Consider the following 16,797-nt stretch of genomic DNA (forward strand, 5'->3'; position numbering starts at 1 on the left):
GACGACTGAAGATCTGGCAAGCAGCAGAATCGGTTGAATGCGACCGGCTCGGGTCTGTAGCTCAGTTGGTTAGAGCACCGTCTTGATAAGGCGGGGGTCGTTGGTTCGAGACCAACCAGACCCACCAATCCTCCAATGGCAAAGGGTTTCTTGGGGGTGTAGCTCACCTGGTAGAGCGGTTGCTTTGCAAGCAATAGGTAGCGGGTTCGAGTCCTGTCACCTCCACCAACAAACTTATAGAAGTCAACACCAAAGCAGCTTTGCAAAAGGCTGTTTTGTTGTTGATCAAGATCTCTTGATCAATCGGCTGTTCATTAAAAATTCATAGAGTTTAATCAGCGTTGCTGGTGGAAACTGCACATTCGTAAAGGTTTAGTGCAGACCGTGCCACCAGCGACAAATTTTTGATTGCGTCAAAACGAATATTCAGACTTTGGTCTAAATATTTAAACAATAAGCGAAAGCTTATTACGGCATAACGCGTTTGGTGAAAGACCAAACAATCATTCCTTGAAGATGACTTAGGTTTCGCAAGAAACGTCAAAGTTATAGGGTCAAGTGAATAAGAGCATGTGGTGGATGCCTTGGCAATGATAGGCGACGAAAGACGTGATAGCCTGCGATAAGCTTCGGGGAGCTGGCAAATTAGCTTTGATCCGGAGATTTCTGAATGGGGAAACCCACCCTTAGGGGTATCGCATGATGAATACATAGTCATGCGAGGCGAACCGGGTGAACTGAAACATCTCAGTAGCTCGAGGAAAAGACATCAACCGAGATTCCGAAAGTAGTGGCGAGCGAAATCGGAAAAGCCTGTTAGTGATAGCACGACTGTTAACGGAACGACCTGGAAAGGTTGGCCATAGTGGGTGATAGCCCCGTACGTGAAAACAGACGTGTGGTACTGAGCTAACGAAAAGTAGGGCGGGACACGAGAAATCCTGTCTGAATATGGGGGGACCATCCTCCAAGGCTAAATACTCATCATTGACCGATAGTGAACTAGTACCGTGAGGGAAAGGCGAAAAGAACCCCGGGAGGGGAGTGAAATAGATCCTGAAACCGCATGCTTACAAAAAGTAGGAGCCCGCAAGGGTGACTGCGTACCTTTTGTATAATGGGTCAGCGACTTACATTCAGTGGCAAGCTTAACCGAATAGGGAAGGCGTAGGGAAACCGAGTCCGAACAGGGCGTCTTAGTCGCTGGGTGTAGACCCGAAACCAAGTGAGCTATCCATGGCCAGGATGAAGGTGCCGTAACAGGTACTGGAGGTCCGAACCGACTAGTGTTGCAAAACTAGCGGATGAGCTGTGGATAGGGGTGAAAGGCTAAACAAACTTGGAAATAGCTGGTTCTCTCCGAAAACTATTTAGGTAGTGCCTCAAGTATTACCGTCGGGGGTAGAGCACTGTTTTGGCTAGGGGGTCATGGCGACTTACCAAACCAATGCAAACTCCGAATACCGACGAGTACAGCTTGGGAGACAGAGCACCGGGTGCTAACGTCCGGACTCAAGAGGGAAACAACCCAGACCGCCAGCTAAGGTCCCTAAAATTGGCTAAGTGGGAAACGAAGTGGGAAGGCTAAAACAGTCAGGATGTTGGCTTAGAAGCAGCCATCATTTAAAGAAAGCGTAATAGCTCACTGATCGAGTCGTCCTGCGCGGAAGATGTAACGGGGCTAAGCCAGTTACCGAAGCTGCGGATTTGCAATTTATTGCAAGTGGTAGGAGAGCGTTCTGTAAGCCTGTGAAGGTGCGTTGTAAAGCGTGCTGGAGGTATCAGAAGTGCGAATGCTGACATGAGTAGCGTTAAAGGGGGTGAAAAGCCCCCTCGCCGTAAGCGCAAGGTTTTCTACGCAACGTTCATCGGCGTAGAGTGAGTCGGCCCCTAAGGCGAGGCAGAGATGCGTAGTTGATGGGAAACAGGTCAATATTCCTGTACCGATGTGTAGTGCGATGTGGGGACGGAGAAGGTTAGCTCAGCCAACTGTTGGATATGTTGGTTCAAGCCTGTAGTCATGCCTGGTAGGCAAATCCGCCGGGCTTAGATGAGGGGTGATAACGAGGCTGCTTGCAGCCGAAGTGAGTGATACCCTGCTTCCAGGAAAAGCCACTAAGCTTCAGCTACACACGACCGTACCGCAAACCGACACTGGTGCGCGAGATGAGTATTCTAAGGCGCTTGAGAGAACTCAGGAGAAGGAACTCGGCAAATTGACACCGTAACTTCGGAAGAAGGTGTGCCTTTAGTAGGTGAAGTCCCTCGCGGATGGAGCCCAATGAGGTTGCAAAAAATCGGTGGCTGCGACTGTTTATTAAAAACACAGCACTCTGCAAACACGAAAGTGGACGTATAGGGTGTGACGCCTGCCCGGTGCTGGAAGATTAAATGATGGGGTGCAAGCTCTTGATTGAAGTCCCAGTAAACGGCGGCCGTAACTATAACGGTCCTAAGGTAGCGAAATTCCTTGTCGGGTAAGTTCCGACCTGCACGAATGGCGTAACGATGGCCACACTGTCTCCTCCTGAGACTCAGCGAAGTTGAAATGTTTGTGATGATGCAATCTCCCCGCGGAAAGACGGAAAGACCCCATGAACCTTTACTGTAGCTTTGTATTGGACTTTGAACAGATCTGTGTAGGATAGGTGGGAGGCTTTGAAGTGTGGTCGCTAGATCACATGGAGCCAACGTTGAAATACCACCCTGGTGTGTTTGAGGTTCTAACCTAGGTCCATTATCTGGATCGGGGACAGTGCATGGTAGGCAGTTTGACTGGGGCGGTCTCCTCCCAAAGCGTAACGGAGGAGTTCGAAGGTACGCTAGTTACGGTCGGACATCGTGACGATAGTGCAATGGCATAAGCGTGCTTAACTGCGAGACTGACAAGTCGAGCAGATGCGAAAGCAGGACATAGTGATCCGGTGGTTCTGTATGGAAGGGCCATCGCTCAACGGATAAAAGGTACTCTGGGGATAACAGGCTGATACCGCCCAAGAGTTCATATCGACGGCGGTGTTTGGCACCTCGATGTCGGCTCATCTCATCCTGGGGCTGTAGCCGGTCCCAAGGGTATGGCTGTTCGCCATTTAAAGAGGTACGTGAGCTGGGTTTAAAACGTCGTGAGACAGTTTGGTCCCTATCTTCCGTGGGCGCTGCAGATTTGAGGAAGCCTGCTCCTAGTACGAGAGGACCGGAGTGGACACACCTCTGGTGTATCGGTTGTCACGCCAGTGGCATTGCCGAGTAGCTAAGTGTGGAAGAGATAACCGCTGAAAGCATCTAAGCGGGAAACTCGTTTCAAGATGAGATCTGCCGGGGCCTTGAGCCCCCTAAAGAGTCGTTCAAGACCAGGACGTTGATAGGTCAGGTGTGGAAGCGCAGTAATGCGTTAAGCTAACTGATACTAATTGCTCGTGCGGCTTGACCCTATAACTTTGATCGTCAGATCAAGGTGTTATGCCAAGTTGACGCATTCAAAATACCAACCGGTATGCTGCAAAAGCTAACCCGGTGCTGATTAAATCTCTATGAATTCGCTGTCCTGACATGTGTCAGAGCAGCAAACAGTTATGCCTGATGACCATAGCGAGTTGGTCCCACTCCTTCCCATCCCGAACAGGACAGTGAAACGACTCCGCGCCGATGATAGTGCGGGTTCCCGTGTGAAAGTAGGTCATCGTCAGGCTATTATCTAGAAACGCCCCAGTCCCCAAAGGACTGGGGCGTTTTGCTTTGCGGCCACACGGCTTGAAACGCCACCGCATAGGCAGACATAAATACAAGCGCAGTGACAGCACGAGGGCCCTCTCGTCCCCGGCAGGCATATACCCCCGACGCCCGTCACAGCTCGCCTGACACGCGCCGCCCAAAAGCCCTATAGTGGCTCCTCCACACAAGGCAGGCCGGGTGTCCAGACCCGCAGCCCACCCAACAGGAGGCAACTTGAAGCAGGACAACTCATCAACTCTCGCTCCAGCACGCTTCGGCAGCGGCCAGTCCGTTCGGCGCATGGAAGACGACACCCTTTTGATTGGCGCGGGCAAGTTCACCGCAGATGTAGTGCCAGACGGGCAAGCACAGTTGGTGTTTTTACGATCCCCTTATCCACACGCGCGTATCGTGGATGTCAACAAGGGGGATGCAGAGTCTATGCCTGGCGTGTTGGCGGTGGTGTCTGGCGCCGATCTGGCCACCAAGGGCGTGAAGCCGATTCCAGGCGGCGGATTCCAACGGGCTGACGGTAAGCCTGGCGTAACGCCACCACACCGCCCACTGGCGCACGAATACGTGCGGTTTGCCGGTGAAGCCGTGGTGGCGATCGTGGCTGAAACCTTAGAGCAAGCCCGAGACGCTGCTGAAGCCGTGTGGGTGGAATACGAAGAGCTGCCGGTGGTGGTGGACATGACCGCGGCATTAGCCCAAGGCGCACCGGCGATCGACAGCGCAGCACCAGACAACATTGCCGCCGAGATTCGCCACGGCAGTGCCGACGCCACGAATGCCGCGTTCGCGAAAGCAACACATGTGGTGCGTTTGGAGATCACCAACCAGCGCATCGTCGCTGTGAGCATGGAGCCGCGCACCGTGTTGGCCGCGCCTGATGCCGCAACCGGTCGCCTCACCATTCGCATGAGCACCCAAATGCCTTCCGGAGTGCGCGATTCGGTGTGTGCGTCGCTCGGGATTCCTAAGGCTGACGTGCGCGTAGTGGTGGGCGACGTGGGCGGCGGGTTCGGCATGAAAACCGGCGTGTACCCAGAAGACATCGTGACCGCCTACTGCGCGCGCCAACTGGGCCGCCCGGTGAAGTGGGTGAGCGAGCGCAGTGAAGAATTCCTGGCGGCCTACCATGGCCGCGACCTGGAAAGCCGCGCTGAACTGGCGCTCGACGACACCTGCAAGATCCTCGCGCTACGCCTGCAGTCGAACGCCAACGTTGGCGCTTATGCCACTGGTGCCGGCGTCGCGATCCAGCTGCTGATTGGCCCGTGGGTGCAGACCAGCGTGTACGACATTCAGACCATCGACTTCCACTTCAAAGCCGTGTTGACCAACACTGGCCCGACCAGCGCTTACCGTGGTGCGGGCCGGCCTGAAGCCATTTTCATGATGGAGCGACTGATGGACGAAGCCGCACGGCAGACCGGCATTGACCGCGTCGAATTGCGTCGTCGTAACTTCATCCAGCCATCGCAGATGCCATATAAGAACCCGATGGGGCAGACCTACGACACAGGGCACTTTGAATCGATCATGGACCAAGGTTTGGCGTTGGCCGATTGGAACGGTTTTGCTGCGCGCGCTGCCGATTCGGCAATGCGTGGGCGCCTACGCGGCTTGGGCATTGCTACGTTCCTGGAATGGACGGGCGGTAACGTATTTGAAGAACGTGTGACGCTCAATGTGCTGGCAGAAGGTGTGATCGAAGTGTTCTCTGCCGTGAACGCCATGGGCCAAGGCATTGCGACGACCTTGGCGCAGTTGGTGGTGGACGCTTTTGGCGTGCCTATCGACAAAGTGCGTGTGGTGCTGGGCGACACCGACCGCGGTGATGGCTTCGGCAGTGCCGGCTCGCGCAGCATTTTCACCGGCGGATCGGCCATGCGGATCGGCGCCGAGCGCACGCTCGACAAGGCACGCATGTTGGCTGCCGAACAGCTTGAAGCCGCACCCGAAGATCTGCAATTTGCCGAAGGCCGCTTCACGGTGGCGGGCACTGATGTGCAGGTGGGTTTGTTTGAATTGGCGGCAGCCCAGCCCGAGCGTAGCATTTTCATGGACTCGACCAGCACGGTCGATGGCCCCACATGGCCCAACGGCTGCCACATCAGCGAGGTAGAAATCGACCCGCAAACCGGCCAAGTCGACGTGGTGGCCTATGCCTCGATGAACGACGTCGGCCGCGTGATCAACCCGATGGTGGTACGTGGCCAACTCGACGGCGGCGCTGTACAAGGAATGGGCCAGGCACTATGCGAGCACCTCGTGTACGACACCGCTTTAGGTCAATTGGTGACCGGCAGCTTGATGGACTACGCCATGCCGCACGCCGACCAAGCACCTGATTTCAAAACCGAGATGGACACCAGCGTGCCCTGCAAAAACAACCCGCTGGGCGTCAAGGGTGTTGGCGAGCTGGGCACCATCGGCGCAGCCCCCTCGGTGGTAAATGCCGTGGCTGATGCGTTGGCGCGTAATGGCCGTGCGGCTCTCGCGCCTAAGTTGCAAATGCCGCTGTCGCCCAACCGGTTATGGACACTCCTGCAAGAGGCCTGAAATTCAAGAGTCAAACAAGCCTTTTGCGCAACGTGGACAAGCGGAGACAGCTACCCAAACCATAGCAATCAACGCCCCGCAGCTCAGCCGCGCGGAAACCCCACGCGGCGGCCACGCGCGCGCCATGTGGGCCATGCTGCTGGCGGTGGGCAGCTTCGCGCTGATGGACGCCGTGCTCAAGTTGCTGGCCGGCCATTACCCTGCCATGCAGGTGGCTGCGATGCGTGGTATGGCGTCCATGCCCCTGGTGGTGCTGTACGTGGTGTGGCGGCGCCAAGTGGGCAGTTTGTGGCGAGTGCGTTGGCCGCTGCAGCTGTTGCGTGGTGCGGCCAATATTGGCACCTTGTTTTTGTTCAGTTACTCGCTCAAGGCCTTGGCTTTGGCGGATGCCTACACGCTGTTCTTTGTAGCGCCATTGATGATCACCGCGCTCTCGGCCCTGGTGCTAGGTGAACGTGTACGGCGCGCACACTGGATCGCCATCGCCGTAGGCATGCTGGGCGTGGTGGTGGCTTTGCGGCCGGACGGCGAATCGTTCTTGTCGCTCGACGCATTGGCCGCCTTGGGTGCTGCGAGCTGCTACGCCACCTCCGCTATGCTGGGGCGCGTGCTGATCAAGCGTAACACTGGCGAGAGTTTGGTGTTCTGGACCACGGCCTTGATTGCCGTGGGAGCGGGGCTGTTGGCGCGACCGGATTGGGTGCCTGTAGCGCCTATGCACTGGCCGTTGATTGCGGCGCTGGCGGTTACCGGATTCATTGGCTTGCTGGCGATAACCGAAGCGTTTCGCGGCGGCCAGGCTTCGGTGGTGGCGCCTCTGGAATACACCGCGCTGGCGTGGGGCATAGCGCTCGACTGGCTGCTCTGGCGCACCGTGCCGGACCATTTCACCTTGCTGGGTGGCGCCATCATCATCGGCAGTGGCCTGGTTTTACTGCGCCGCGAGCACTGAACAGCGGCGCTACGGCAGAGACTTGCCCGGCAGAATGGCGCCATGAAAACTCTGCTGTTGTTTGTGGCGACCGCGCTCGCCGAAATCGTCGGTTGTTATCTGCCCTACCTCTGGTTGCGGCAAGGGCGCAGCATATGGCTGCTGTTGCCTGCGGCCTTGAGCCTCGCGTTGTTTGTCTGGCTGTTGACGCTGCATGCCACGGCCTCGGGCCGCGTCTACGCAGCGTACGGTGGTGTGTATGTGGCGGTGGCGCTGCTGTGGTTGTGGTTGGTTGACCAAGTGCGCCCAACGCTGTGGGACGGCGTGGGTGTGGGCATCGCTTTGCTGGGCATGGCCGTGATCATGTTCCAACCTGCTGCGCGTTAGTGGGTTCGCTTAGTCGGTTCAGTTAATTCGGCTTCGAAGGCTCCCAGTCGGCCTTGGCTTCTACTGCACGCAGCATGTCGGCCAGTGTTTTGCCGGGCTCGTCGGCAAACACATCGGGCAGCATTTCCAACTGTTGAATGCGGTCGACACGGAAACCACGGAAGTCGTCGCGCACCTCGCACCAGGCCGACAGCGTCCACACTTTGCCCCAATAGAAACAACCCAGAGGCCGCACCACGCGCTGGGTCGTCTTGTCAGCTAAATCCAGATAGTCCAAGTGCACTTTGCGCCGCGCCTGTGTGGCTTCACGCAGGGCTTGCAGATGCTGCTGTGTGGTCGCCGCGAGGCCGCCAATGGAGGGCGCAAACATCGCGACGGACTCGGCCGCCACACGCTGGGCAGGCGGCAAGACCGAGAGGATTTTGCCCAGCGCTGTTTCCACTTCGCGTGACAAACCGGCATCCAGCCAGCGTTGCGCCAAGCGCGCTGCGGCCACCAAGGCGGTGGCCTCCACCGGGCTGAACATCAACGGCGGTAGATCGAAGCCACGGCCCAAACGGTAGCCCACACCGGCCTCGCCCTCGATAGGCACACCTTGTGCCTGCAGCGCTGCCACGTCACGGTAGATGGTGCGTTCTGACACCTCTAGCCGCGTGGCCAAAAAGGCGGCCGTGGACAAACGCCGGCCACGCACAAGCTGGACGATTTGGAACAAGCGGTCGGCGCGGCGCATCGTGTTGGAGATGATGAAGTGTCTTAAGCTTTTGAGGCGGTTTGCGCATAAAGATGTAGCGCAAGCAGCTATCAATTTAGAAGACTAGCGGAGCTCGAAAATCGATCTCTGCATGCTAACGCGGGAATGGCTGGAAGGCGCTTCCGTGGCCCCGTCAAGCAGCCGCCAAGGCACTTGCATGGCGTGAGCAATGCGTTGCATGTCGGCCGTGCCGATCTCGAACAAACCGCGTCGAAACGGGTAGCCCCAGCGCTGGCGGTTCTCTACAAAATCCAGTTCGTCGAGCAGGGGTGCGATGGGCGCTGGTTGGGCCTCGACATACGCCACGTCACGCCGAAACGGCACGAAGCCGCCGCCCATGTCGAACGCATACGGCTCACCGGGCTGCACCACGCCCAGGCTGAAGAAGCTTTGCAACCGATCAGTGCCTGCCATGGTCTGGGCGGGCGCGTAATAGACCACCCGGTCACCAGGCGAAACCCTCCGCAGCGGGGCCACCTTGCCATGGCACACCTGCATAAAGCCCACGGGCTGCGCCACGCGTCCGCGCTGCGCGTGCTCGGCGCAGGCCACGGCGATCCAGTTCTTGGCCATGGTTTCGGTGCTTAGCGCGAGATCGAATGCAGGCCGATGGTATTGCCCTCGGTATCGCGCATGTGGGCGATGTAGCCCATGCCGTCGGGCAGTGTGATGCAGGCGTCGATCAATTGGCCACCGGCCAGCGGTACGCGGTAGGCGGCGGCGTCCAGGCCGGGGCTGCAGTCGAGGTAGATGCGCACACCGGCATCGGGTGCGGACTTGTATTCGCTGCCCGACACCAGGCAGCCGCCCGTGGCGGGTTCGTCGCGGGCGAACAGTGCCATCGGGGCGCCGCCAAACTCTTCGCGGCGCATGGGGCGGCCGAGCACTTGCTCGTAGAAGGCCTGTGCGCGGTCGAGGTTGGCGCAGGGGATTTCAAACCAGTTGATGGCGTTGGGGGTGGTGGTCATGGCGAGCCTCTCATGTGTTGTGGAAGAAGCCGCTATGGTGCGCGGGGGCTGCTGACAGCGTGGTGTCAGTAGCTTGTCGACGCCCGCATGTGCTGTCACCCGCCAATGAAAAACGCCCCTGGTGTTGAGCCAGGGGCGTTTGTTGGAAATGTTACGGTAAGACGTTACGCGGCGACGGCAGCGGGCCGCAAGCTGCGTGCACGCTCCAGTTGGCGGCCGGTCTGACGTGGGTCCAGGCCGTACATGTCGGCAAACTCTTCCACGCTGCTGCGGCCGCTGGCGTCAAAGGCGCGCAACAGGGCTTCGGCCTTGGCATCTTCGGCGGTGATCTCGGCAAACACGTCGTTCAGCAATTGGTTGGCGGTCTCGTCGCGGCTACGCACCAGATCGGCATACGCATCGCGCGCCAGGCCCGAGGCTTCAAACGCCTGGCGCAGGCGGCGGCGCAGTTTCTCAGACGCGTCTTCGCCATCACGTGGCTTGCGGCGGCGAAACACTTCCAGCAGCGCGTGGTGCACGTGTTCGGGTGCCATGGCTTCCACGGCGTTGCCCAACAGGTCGTGGCGTTGGCGGCCTTCGGCCACGCTTTGCAGGTAGCGTGTGCTGCGCGTGTGGATGCCCAGGGCAACCTTCAACGCTTCGCGCTCAAACACTTCGGGGTGGGCTTCTTGCAGGTCTTGGAAGATGCCACGCTTGAGCGGCAAGAACACGGCGCCAAACAAGTGCGGGTAGAGCGCGGCCAGTTGCTCCAGCAGCGGGTGGGTACGGCGTGGAGCCTGCGGGCCTTGCTGACCTTGTGGCGCGCCCTTGCCATCGTTTTGACGTGGCTGGCGGGGTTCGCGCGGTGTGCCGGGTTCACGTGGTGCGGCTGCCACATTCGGTGCGCCGCCTTCAGCGCCGGGCTTGCGGCGGTTGCGACCGCCTCGGCCCCCACGCCGGCCACGCTCAGCGCGCGGTGCGTCGGATGCTTCTGCCGTGGCAGCAGGCGCGTCCACAGGCGCGACAGCCGCTGCAGCGGGGGCGGCAGAAGCGTCTGTAACTTGCGGGGCGGGCGTCAATTGAGGGTCGGTCATGAGAGCGGAAAATAAGCAGTCGAACCCGCGATCATGCCAGCTTGGCGCGGGTGCTGTCTAAATAGGCAAAACCAGGGGGTGCGGCGCAGGTTCAAGAGGGGCTAGACCAGCGCCTGGTCGAGCAGCTCCACCCAGTGCCGCACGGGCACTGTGGTGCCGCTTTGCAGGTGGGTGATGCAGCCAATGTTGGCCGACAAAATGGCCTCGGGTGGGGCATCGCCATGCGCCGTTTCCAATGCGCCGAGTTTGCGGTCACGCAGTTGTTTGGAGATGCCGGGGTTGAGCACCGAATAAGTGCCGGCGGATCCGCAACACAGGTGCGCTTCGTTCACTGCCACGCGCAGGTTGAAGCCCAGCGCGCGCAAGTGTTGTTCCACACCGCCACGCAGCTTTTGGCCGTGTTGCAGCGTGCAGGGTGGGTGGTAGGCGATGGGGCCGGTGGGCGCCTTCACGCGCGTGCGCAACGTGGTGGCCAGCTCGGGCAGCCATTCGCTCAGGTCGCGCGTCAAAGCGCTGATGCGTGCGGCGCGCGCGGCATAGGCGGGGTCGTCGCGCAGCAGATGGCCGTAGTCTTTGACGGTGACGCCGCAGCCCGAGGCGTTCATCACAATTGCCTCGACTGGCGCGGCGCCACTCACGACGTTTTCGCCTTCTACATACGGCCACCAGGCATCAATGTTGGCGCGCATTTGTGCCAGGCCGCCGGTTTGGTCGTTCAGGTGAAACTTCACCGCGCCGCAGCAGCCGGCCGATGGGGCCAGCACGGTCTGGATGCCCGCCGCGTCGAGCACGCGTGCGGTGGCGCTGTTGATGTTGGGCATCATCGACGGCTGCACGCAGCCGGCCAGCATCAACACCTGGCGCGCATGGGTTTGTGTGGGCCAGCGACCAGCGTCCTGTTTGGCGGGCACCTTGGCCTGCAAGGCTTGTGGCAACAGGCCGCGCACCTGCTGGCCCAGGCGCATGGCGGGGCCAAACAGCGGTGACGACAAACCTTCTTTCAGCGCCCAGCGTTTGGCGCGTTCGCCCGCAGGGCGCGGTACTTTGGCATCCACAATCTTGCGGCCGATGTCGACCAAATGGCCGTAGTCCACACCGCTGGGGCAGGTGGTTTCGCAGTTGCGGCAGGTCAGGCAGCGGTCCAGGTGTTGTTGCGTGCTGCGCGTGGGCTCGGCGCCCTCAAGCACCTGCTTCATCAAATAGATGCGGCCGCGCGGGCCATCGAGTTCATCGCCCAGCAACTGGTAAGTGGGGCAGGTGGCGGTGCAAAAGCCGCAGTGCACACACTTGCGCAGAATGGCTTCGGCGGCTTGGCCGTCGGGTGTGTTTTTGAACTCGGGGGCGAGGTTGGTTTGCATCGGGTCTCGTAATCTTTTTTGTTTTGGTCTTTATTTTTATGGGTTCTGCTTGGGGGCGTTGTGGCGGCTGTAGCGCAGCCGGGCCCAAATGGCCGCCAGCAGCGCACGCAAATACACCGAGCGGCGCAGGTCGTGGCGCAGCGGCGGCAGCGACACCGTCATCAGTAGCGCGGCCATGGGGAGCACCCACAAAAAGCCCACGTACTTGAAACCCGCCGCGCCAAACAGGCCACCGGCGATGAACATGCCCAGCAGCCCGCCATACAGCCGCATGCGTGCCGCGTTCGAGCGCACATGGGACTCGGGCGGTGTGCCATGGCGGTTCCAGTACAGCAGCTTGCCAAGTTCAATGCCCAGGTCGGTGAGGTTGCCGGTCATGTGCGTGGTGCGCACCTTGCCGCCCGAGATCTTGGTGCTGAGCGCGTTTTGCAGGCCCATGATGAACGACAGCAGCAGCACCGTGAGCGGCACGGTAAAGGGCGTTTCCCACGTCAGCGTGATGGCGCCCATCAGCCCGAACGGCAGCAGCAACCCGGCCTCCAACAACATCGGCAACGCAAAGGCGCTGCGCAGATGGTGCTGCCGGCCCCAATTGACGATGAGTGCCGTGCAAGCCGCGCCAACGGTAAAGGCCAGCAGCGCACCCAGTGCGCTCAACAGCAAGGCGGTGTCGCCCAACACCAGCCCATCGGCCACCTGCGAGGCAAAGCCCGACATGTGCGAGGTGTAGCTGTGCACCACCAACAAGCCGCCCGCATTGGTGGCGCCGGCGTTGAAGGCCAACACGTAGCCCAGTAGCCGCGTGGTGGATGCCGTGCGGTGGCGGTCGGCGATGTGGAACAAGCGGCGCAAGATGGTCTCTAAAGGAGGCTCTTAGAAGTCGGCGTACAGCCGGCCTCGGTTGAGGATGCCGGCCGGATCGAACTCGCGCTTGAGGTTGCTGTGGATGCGGTCGAGCGGGCTTTTTAATGCATCAAATAGGCCTCTGGCACCCGGTGCTCTAGCGGAAGCAGCTATAAATAGCGTAGCGTTTCCATCGGCTGCCTGTGCAACGCTGCGGATGTGCTCCGCCGCAGCACTAGGCGCCCACAGCCAGCGCTGACCGCCATGCCACTCGATCAGTTGCTGATAAGGCAAGTCCAACACGGGCGCGGTTTGTGGCACCGACAGGCGCCACAGGTCTAGCCCTTCGCGTGGTGCAAACCAGGGCAGGTGCTGGTCGCGGCAGGCGCTCCAGTCAAAGGCATTGGCCTCTAGCCGGGTGCCGCCCATGTTGGCGCACGCGGCTTCCACCGCCGCCACGGCGCCACGCAGGCGCACCCACAAAACATCGTCCACCCAGCAACTGGCGTTGAGCGGCAGTGGCTGGCCACCCCAAAGGTTGAGTTGGCGCAGCGCATCGGCTTGCGGCATGGCAAAGCGCAGCGTGGCTTCAGCCGGGGCCACGGGCAATACCTTGAGATTGATTTCGGTCAGCACGCCCAGCGTGCCGAGCGCCCCGCATATCAGCCGCGAGACGTCATAACCCGCCACGTTTTTCATCACCGTGCCGCCAAAGGTCAGCAGCTCGGCACGGCCGTTGACGAGGGTGACGCCGAGCATGAAGTCACGCACGGCGCCCGAGCTTGCGCGCGCCGGGCCGCTGAGGCCGGCGGCGACCATGCCGCCTACCGTGCCACCCGTGCCGTCAGCTCCAAAGCGCGGCGGCTCAAACGGCAGGCATTGGTTTTGTTCCGCGAGTGTGGCTTCGAGTTCGGCCAGCGTGGTGCCCGCGCGCACTGTCACCACCAACTCGCTCGGCTCGTAGCTGACGATGCCGCTCAGCGCCGTGGTGTCGAGCACTTCGCCTTGCAGCGTCTGCCCATAAAAGTCTTTGCTGCCCCGGCCACGGATGCGCAGTGGCCGGGCTTCTGCGGCGGCGGTGGCTATCTGGGCGATGAGTCTCTGAACGGCTGGATCCATGCCGAATGGTAGCGGTTGGTTACCAGTCGGCAACGTCTTTGCGGCGTGAATTTTTTGAACCAACAACGTTCAGTTTTTGATGCCTTGATCTCAAAACCAATACTTAATTTAGTAACGACTAAATACAAAAAGTAGGGGTATTGAAAATAAATCTCATGGAAAAACAGGCTTGGCCAGATAAGGTTCTATTCAAAATCAAACGCTTGGTTTACCTATTTGCTGCAAATATCTCTAATTACTTATTGAAATTTGCGCACATATTGAACAGAACTTAAAAAATGGCCGTAAGACATTTAGCTACAAAATGCCTCAAGCATATGTCTCTAACTGGAGACGCCCATTCACTCCTATTTGCGGGCCGGTGATACCGTCACTTGGCTATTGCACCCGGCAATGCACATGTGGATATGAACGCCACGTGAAATAAACAAATGAATGGGAAACAATATGAAATCCATTAAAACGCGCTGGCTCATAGCGCCCACGGTTGCTGCACTGGCAACCGTGTTGGCGCCACCCCTTATGGCGCAACAAACGTCCAAGCCCAACATTATTTTGATCGTCTCTGACGATACTGGATACGGTGATCTGGGCCCTTACGGCGGTGGCGCCGGGCGCGGCATGCCCACGCCCAATATCGACAAAATGGCGGCTGAAGGCATGACGCTGTTCACGTTTTACGCCCAACCCAGCTGCACACCAGGGCGCGCGGCCATCCAGACCGGGCGTATTCCCAACCGCAGTGGCATGACCACGGTGGCTTTTCAGGGTCAAGGTGGTGGCCTTCCAGCAGAAGAGTGGACGCTAGCTTCTGTGTTGAAAACAGGCGGCTACAAGACCTTCTTCACCGGCAAATGGCATTTGGGCGAATCAGATTACGCGCTGCCCAACGCGCAAGGCTACGACGAGATGAAGTATGCCGGGCTGTACCACCTGAATGCCTACACCTATGCCGACACGACGTGGTTTCCCGACATGGACCCCGAGCTACGCGCCATGTTCCAGAAGACCACCAAGGGCGCACTCTCGGCGAATGCCGGACAAGCCCCCGTGGAGGAATTCAAAATCAATGGCCAGTATGTCGATACGCCCGTGATTGACGGCAAGCCAGGTGTGGTGGGCATTCCCTTTTTTGACCGCTATGTTGAAAAAGCATCGCTGGACTATTTGGATAAAAACGCCAAATCGGATAAACCATTTTTCATGAACATCAACTTCATGAAAGTGCACCAGCCGAATATGCCCGACCCCGACTACGTGGGTAAATCCTTGTCGAAAAGCAAATACGCAGACTCAGTTGTGGAACTGGATGCGCGTATTGGCCGCATCATGGACAAGGTGCGTGCCTTGGGCCTTGATAAGAACACATTGGTTTTCTACACCACCGATAACGGCGCCTGGCAAGACGTTTATCCCGATGCAGGCTACACACCATTTCGCGGCACCAAAGGCACGGTGCGCGAGGGGGGCAACCGAGTGCCTGCCATTGCCTGGATGCCGGGCAAGATTCCAGCAGGTTCCAAGAGCCATGAACTCACCGGGGGCCTGGATCTGATGGCCACGTTTGCGGCTGTTGCGGGCGTCAAGCTGCCCGAGAACGACCGCGCCAACAAGCCGATCATTTTCGACAGCATCGACATGGCGCCTGTGCTGTTCAGCAACGGCAAGTCCAGCCGCAAAACGTGGTTCTACTTCACTGAAAACGAACTTTCGCCTGGCGCCGTACGGGTGGGCAACTACAAAGCCGTGTTCAACCTGCGGGGTGACAACGGTGCGCTAACTGGCGGCTTGGCGGTGGACACCAACCTTGGTTGGAAGGGCCCTGAGTCGTATGTGGCCGCCGTACCGCAAATCTTCGACCTGTGGGCCGACCCGCAAGAGCGCTACGACATCTTCATGAGCAACGTGACCGAGCGCACGTGGACGCTGCCCACCATCAACATCGCAGTGAAGGAGTTGATGAAGACCTACGTGAAGTACCCACCACGCAAGAACCAAAGCGATGCGTACAACGGGCCCATCACCCTGTCGCAGTACGAACGCTTCCAGTACGTGCGTGATGCGCTGGCCAAGGACGGTTTCAACCTGCCCATGCCGACGGGTCAGTAATTGACCGGTTAGCGTGAGGCACAAGGCCCCGGATGTTCGTCCGGGGCCTTTTTTATTCCTGGAAGAAGTTGACCGGCAAGCCGGGCACGTCGACCTGCAAAGCAAACACGCAACCCGATTGCGGCAATGCCGCCAGTTCAGCTTCGGGCCGACCTTGGCTGGCGGTGGTCACAAACAGCGTACGCAAATCGGGCCCGCCGAAACACGGCATGGTGGGGCATTGCGCAGGCGTTTGGAAGGTGGCGAGCAAGCGGCCATCGGGTGCGAACTTGCAGATGCGGCCGCCCTCGAACATCGACGAGTAGTAGTTGCCTTCCACGTCCATGGCGGCGCCATCGGGGCGGCCACCGTAGCCAGGTTGGCCGGAAGTCCAGCCCGCAGGCTTGCCGGGCAACTGCTGGAACACGCGTGGGTTGCTCAGCGTGTTCGACTCGGCCGCCCAGTCCCAGGCGCGCACAAGGTGGTCGGGCGTGTTGGCCCAGTACAAGGTGTGATTGTCGGGCGACCAGGCCAGGCCGTTGGCAGTGATGGCGTGGTCGGCCTGCTCCAGCAACTCAGGCGCGCGGCCGTCACGGCAGTCGAGCGAATACAGCTTGGCGTTATGTGCGGTGCGCGGCTCAAAAATAGTGCCGGCCCAGAAGCGGCCGAGCACGTCGCATTTGCCGTCGTTGAAGCGCGTGGTCGCGGGGTCGTGTTTGGCGGCCGCTATCAATGTGAGCTCGCCGCCCCAGGTGCGTGCACGGTAGATGCCGTCGCGCATGGCGACTACCAAGCCGCCGCTGGCGGCCGGGGCCATGCAACCGGGTTCTTGCGGCACGTTCCAGGTGTCGACCACGCCGCTGCCGGGCTGGGTACGGTGGATGCGTTTGCCCGGCAAGTCCACCCAATACAGGCGTTGCTCCAGCGGATGCCAGAAGGGTGATTCGCCCAGCAGGTTGGGCGTGGTGGTGATGGGGTTCCAGGCGGGCAAGGTCAT

The 16,797-nt window shown here is 59.5% G+C and carries 12 protein-coding genes, 2 tRNA genes and 2 rRNA genes; 8 read left to right on the top strand and 8 right to left on the bottom strand.

Annotation, left to right across the window (positions count from 1 at the left end; translation table 11 throughout):
• Positions 1-50 precede the first annotated feature (50 nt).
• From ACPWMG_RS00225 to ACPWMG_RS00255, 7 genes are all read left to right on the top strand, one after another.
• A tRNA-Ile gene (locus ACPWMG_RS00225) sits at positions 51-127 on the top strand.
• Between the two features lie 25 nt (positions 128-152).
• Positions 153-228 (top strand) — tRNA-Ala (locus tag ACPWMG_RS00230).
• A gap of 324 nt (positions 229-552) precedes the next feature.
• Positions 553-3,431: ribosomal RNA gene (locus ACPWMG_RS00235) — 23S ribosomal RNA — on the top strand.
• A 144-nt stretch (positions 3,432-3,575) separates the two neighbouring features.
• Positions 3,576-3,688, top strand: a 5S ribosomal RNA gene (rrf, locus tag ACPWMG_RS00240).
• Positions 3,689-4,011: 323 nt separating this feature from the next.
• On the top strand, positions 4,012-6,279 hold the full coding sequence (locus ACPWMG_RS00245; RefSeq protein ID WP_483305153.1) for a xanthine dehydrogenase family protein molybdopterin-binding subunit: 2,268 nt from the start codon (positions 4,012-4,014) through the stop codon (positions 6,277-6,279).
• Between the two features lie 124 nt (positions 6,280-6,403).
• On the top strand, positions 6,404-7,231 hold the full coding sequence (locus ACPWMG_RS00250) for a DMT family transporter (RefSeq protein WP_483302667.1): 828 nt from the start codon (positions 6,404-6,406) through the stop codon (positions 7,229-7,231).
• Between the two features lie 42 nt (positions 7,232-7,273).
• On the top strand, positions 7,274-7,597 hold the full coding sequence (locus ACPWMG_RS00255) for a YnfA family protein (protein WP_483302668.1): 324 nt from the start codon (positions 7,274-7,276) through the stop codon (positions 7,595-7,597).
• Between the two features lie 22 nt (positions 7,598-7,619).
• On the opposite strand, the gene ACPWMG_RS00260 is transcribed toward ACPWMG_RS00255, so the two are convergent.
• The 7 genes from ACPWMG_RS00260 to glcE form a co-directional block, all read right to left on the bottom strand.
• Positions 7,620-8,330: a helix-turn-helix transcriptional regulator gene (locus tag ACPWMG_RS00260; protein ID WP_483302669.1), complete on the bottom strand. Its 711-nt coding sequence runs from the start codon at positions 8,328-8,330 to the stop codon at positions 7,620-7,622.
• 84 nt (positions 8,331-8,414) lie between these two features.
• Complete coding sequence (locus tag ACPWMG_RS00265) at positions 8,415-8,924, bottom strand: EVE domain-containing protein (protein ID WP_483302670.1); 510 nt, start codon at positions 8,922-8,924, stop codon at positions 8,415-8,417.
• 11 nt (positions 8,925-8,935) lie between these two features.
• Positions 8,936-9,319, bottom strand: coding sequence for a VOC family protein (locus tag ACPWMG_RS00270; RefSeq protein WP_483302671.1), 384 nt, complete (start codon positions 9,317-9,319; stop codon positions 8,936-8,938).
• 164 nt (positions 9,320-9,483) lie between these two features.
• Positions 9,484-10,392: a ProQ/FINO family protein gene (locus ACPWMG_RS00275; RefSeq protein WP_483302672.1), complete on the bottom strand. Its 909-nt coding sequence runs from the start codon at positions 10,390-10,392 to the stop codon at positions 9,484-9,486.
• A gap of 101 nt (positions 10,393-10,493) precedes the next feature.
• Positions 10,494-11,750: a glycolate oxidase subunit GlcF gene (glcF, locus tag ACPWMG_RS00280; protein WP_483302673.1), complete on the bottom strand. Its 1,257-nt coding sequence runs from the start codon at positions 11,748-11,750 to the stop codon at positions 10,494-10,496.
• A gap of 36 nt (positions 11,751-11,786) precedes the next feature.
• The gene (locus ACPWMG_RS00285; protein WP_483302674.1) at positions 11,787-12,602 is read right to left on the bottom strand and encodes a YoaK family protein; all 816 of its coding nucleotides are present in this window, start codon (positions 12,600-12,602) and stop codon (positions 11,787-11,789) included.
• Positions 12,603-12,623: 21 nt separating this feature from the next.
• The gene (gene glcE, locus ACPWMG_RS00290; RefSeq protein ID WP_483302675.1) at positions 12,624-13,712 is read right to left on the bottom strand and encodes a glycolate oxidase subunit GlcE; all 1,089 of its coding nucleotides are present in this window, start codon (positions 13,710-13,712) and stop codon (positions 12,624-12,626) included.
• Between the two features lie 447 nt (positions 13,713-14,159).
• Between glcE and ACPWMG_RS00295 the strand changes: the two genes are divergently transcribed.
• On the top strand, positions 14,160-15,821 hold the full coding sequence (locus tag ACPWMG_RS00295; RefSeq protein WP_483302676.1) for an arylsulfatase: 1,662 nt from the start codon (positions 14,160-14,162) through the stop codon (positions 15,819-15,821).
• 52 nt (positions 15,822-15,873) lie between these two features.
• Here the strand turns inward: ACPWMG_RS00295 and ACPWMG_RS00300 are convergent, their stop codons facing one another.
• The gene (locus ACPWMG_RS00300) at positions 15,874-16,797 is read right to left on the bottom strand and encodes an SMP-30/gluconolactonase/LRE family protein (protein ID WP_483302677.1); all 924 of its coding nucleotides are present in this window, start codon (positions 16,795-16,797) and stop codon (positions 15,874-15,876) included.

Origin of the sequence: Hydrophilobacter chitinilyticus (genome assembly GCF_049860745.1) — a bacterium.
In the GTDB taxonomy this organism is placed as follows: domain Bacteria; phylum Pseudomonadota; class Gammaproteobacteria; order Burkholderiales; family Burkholderiaceae_C; genus Rhodoferax_B.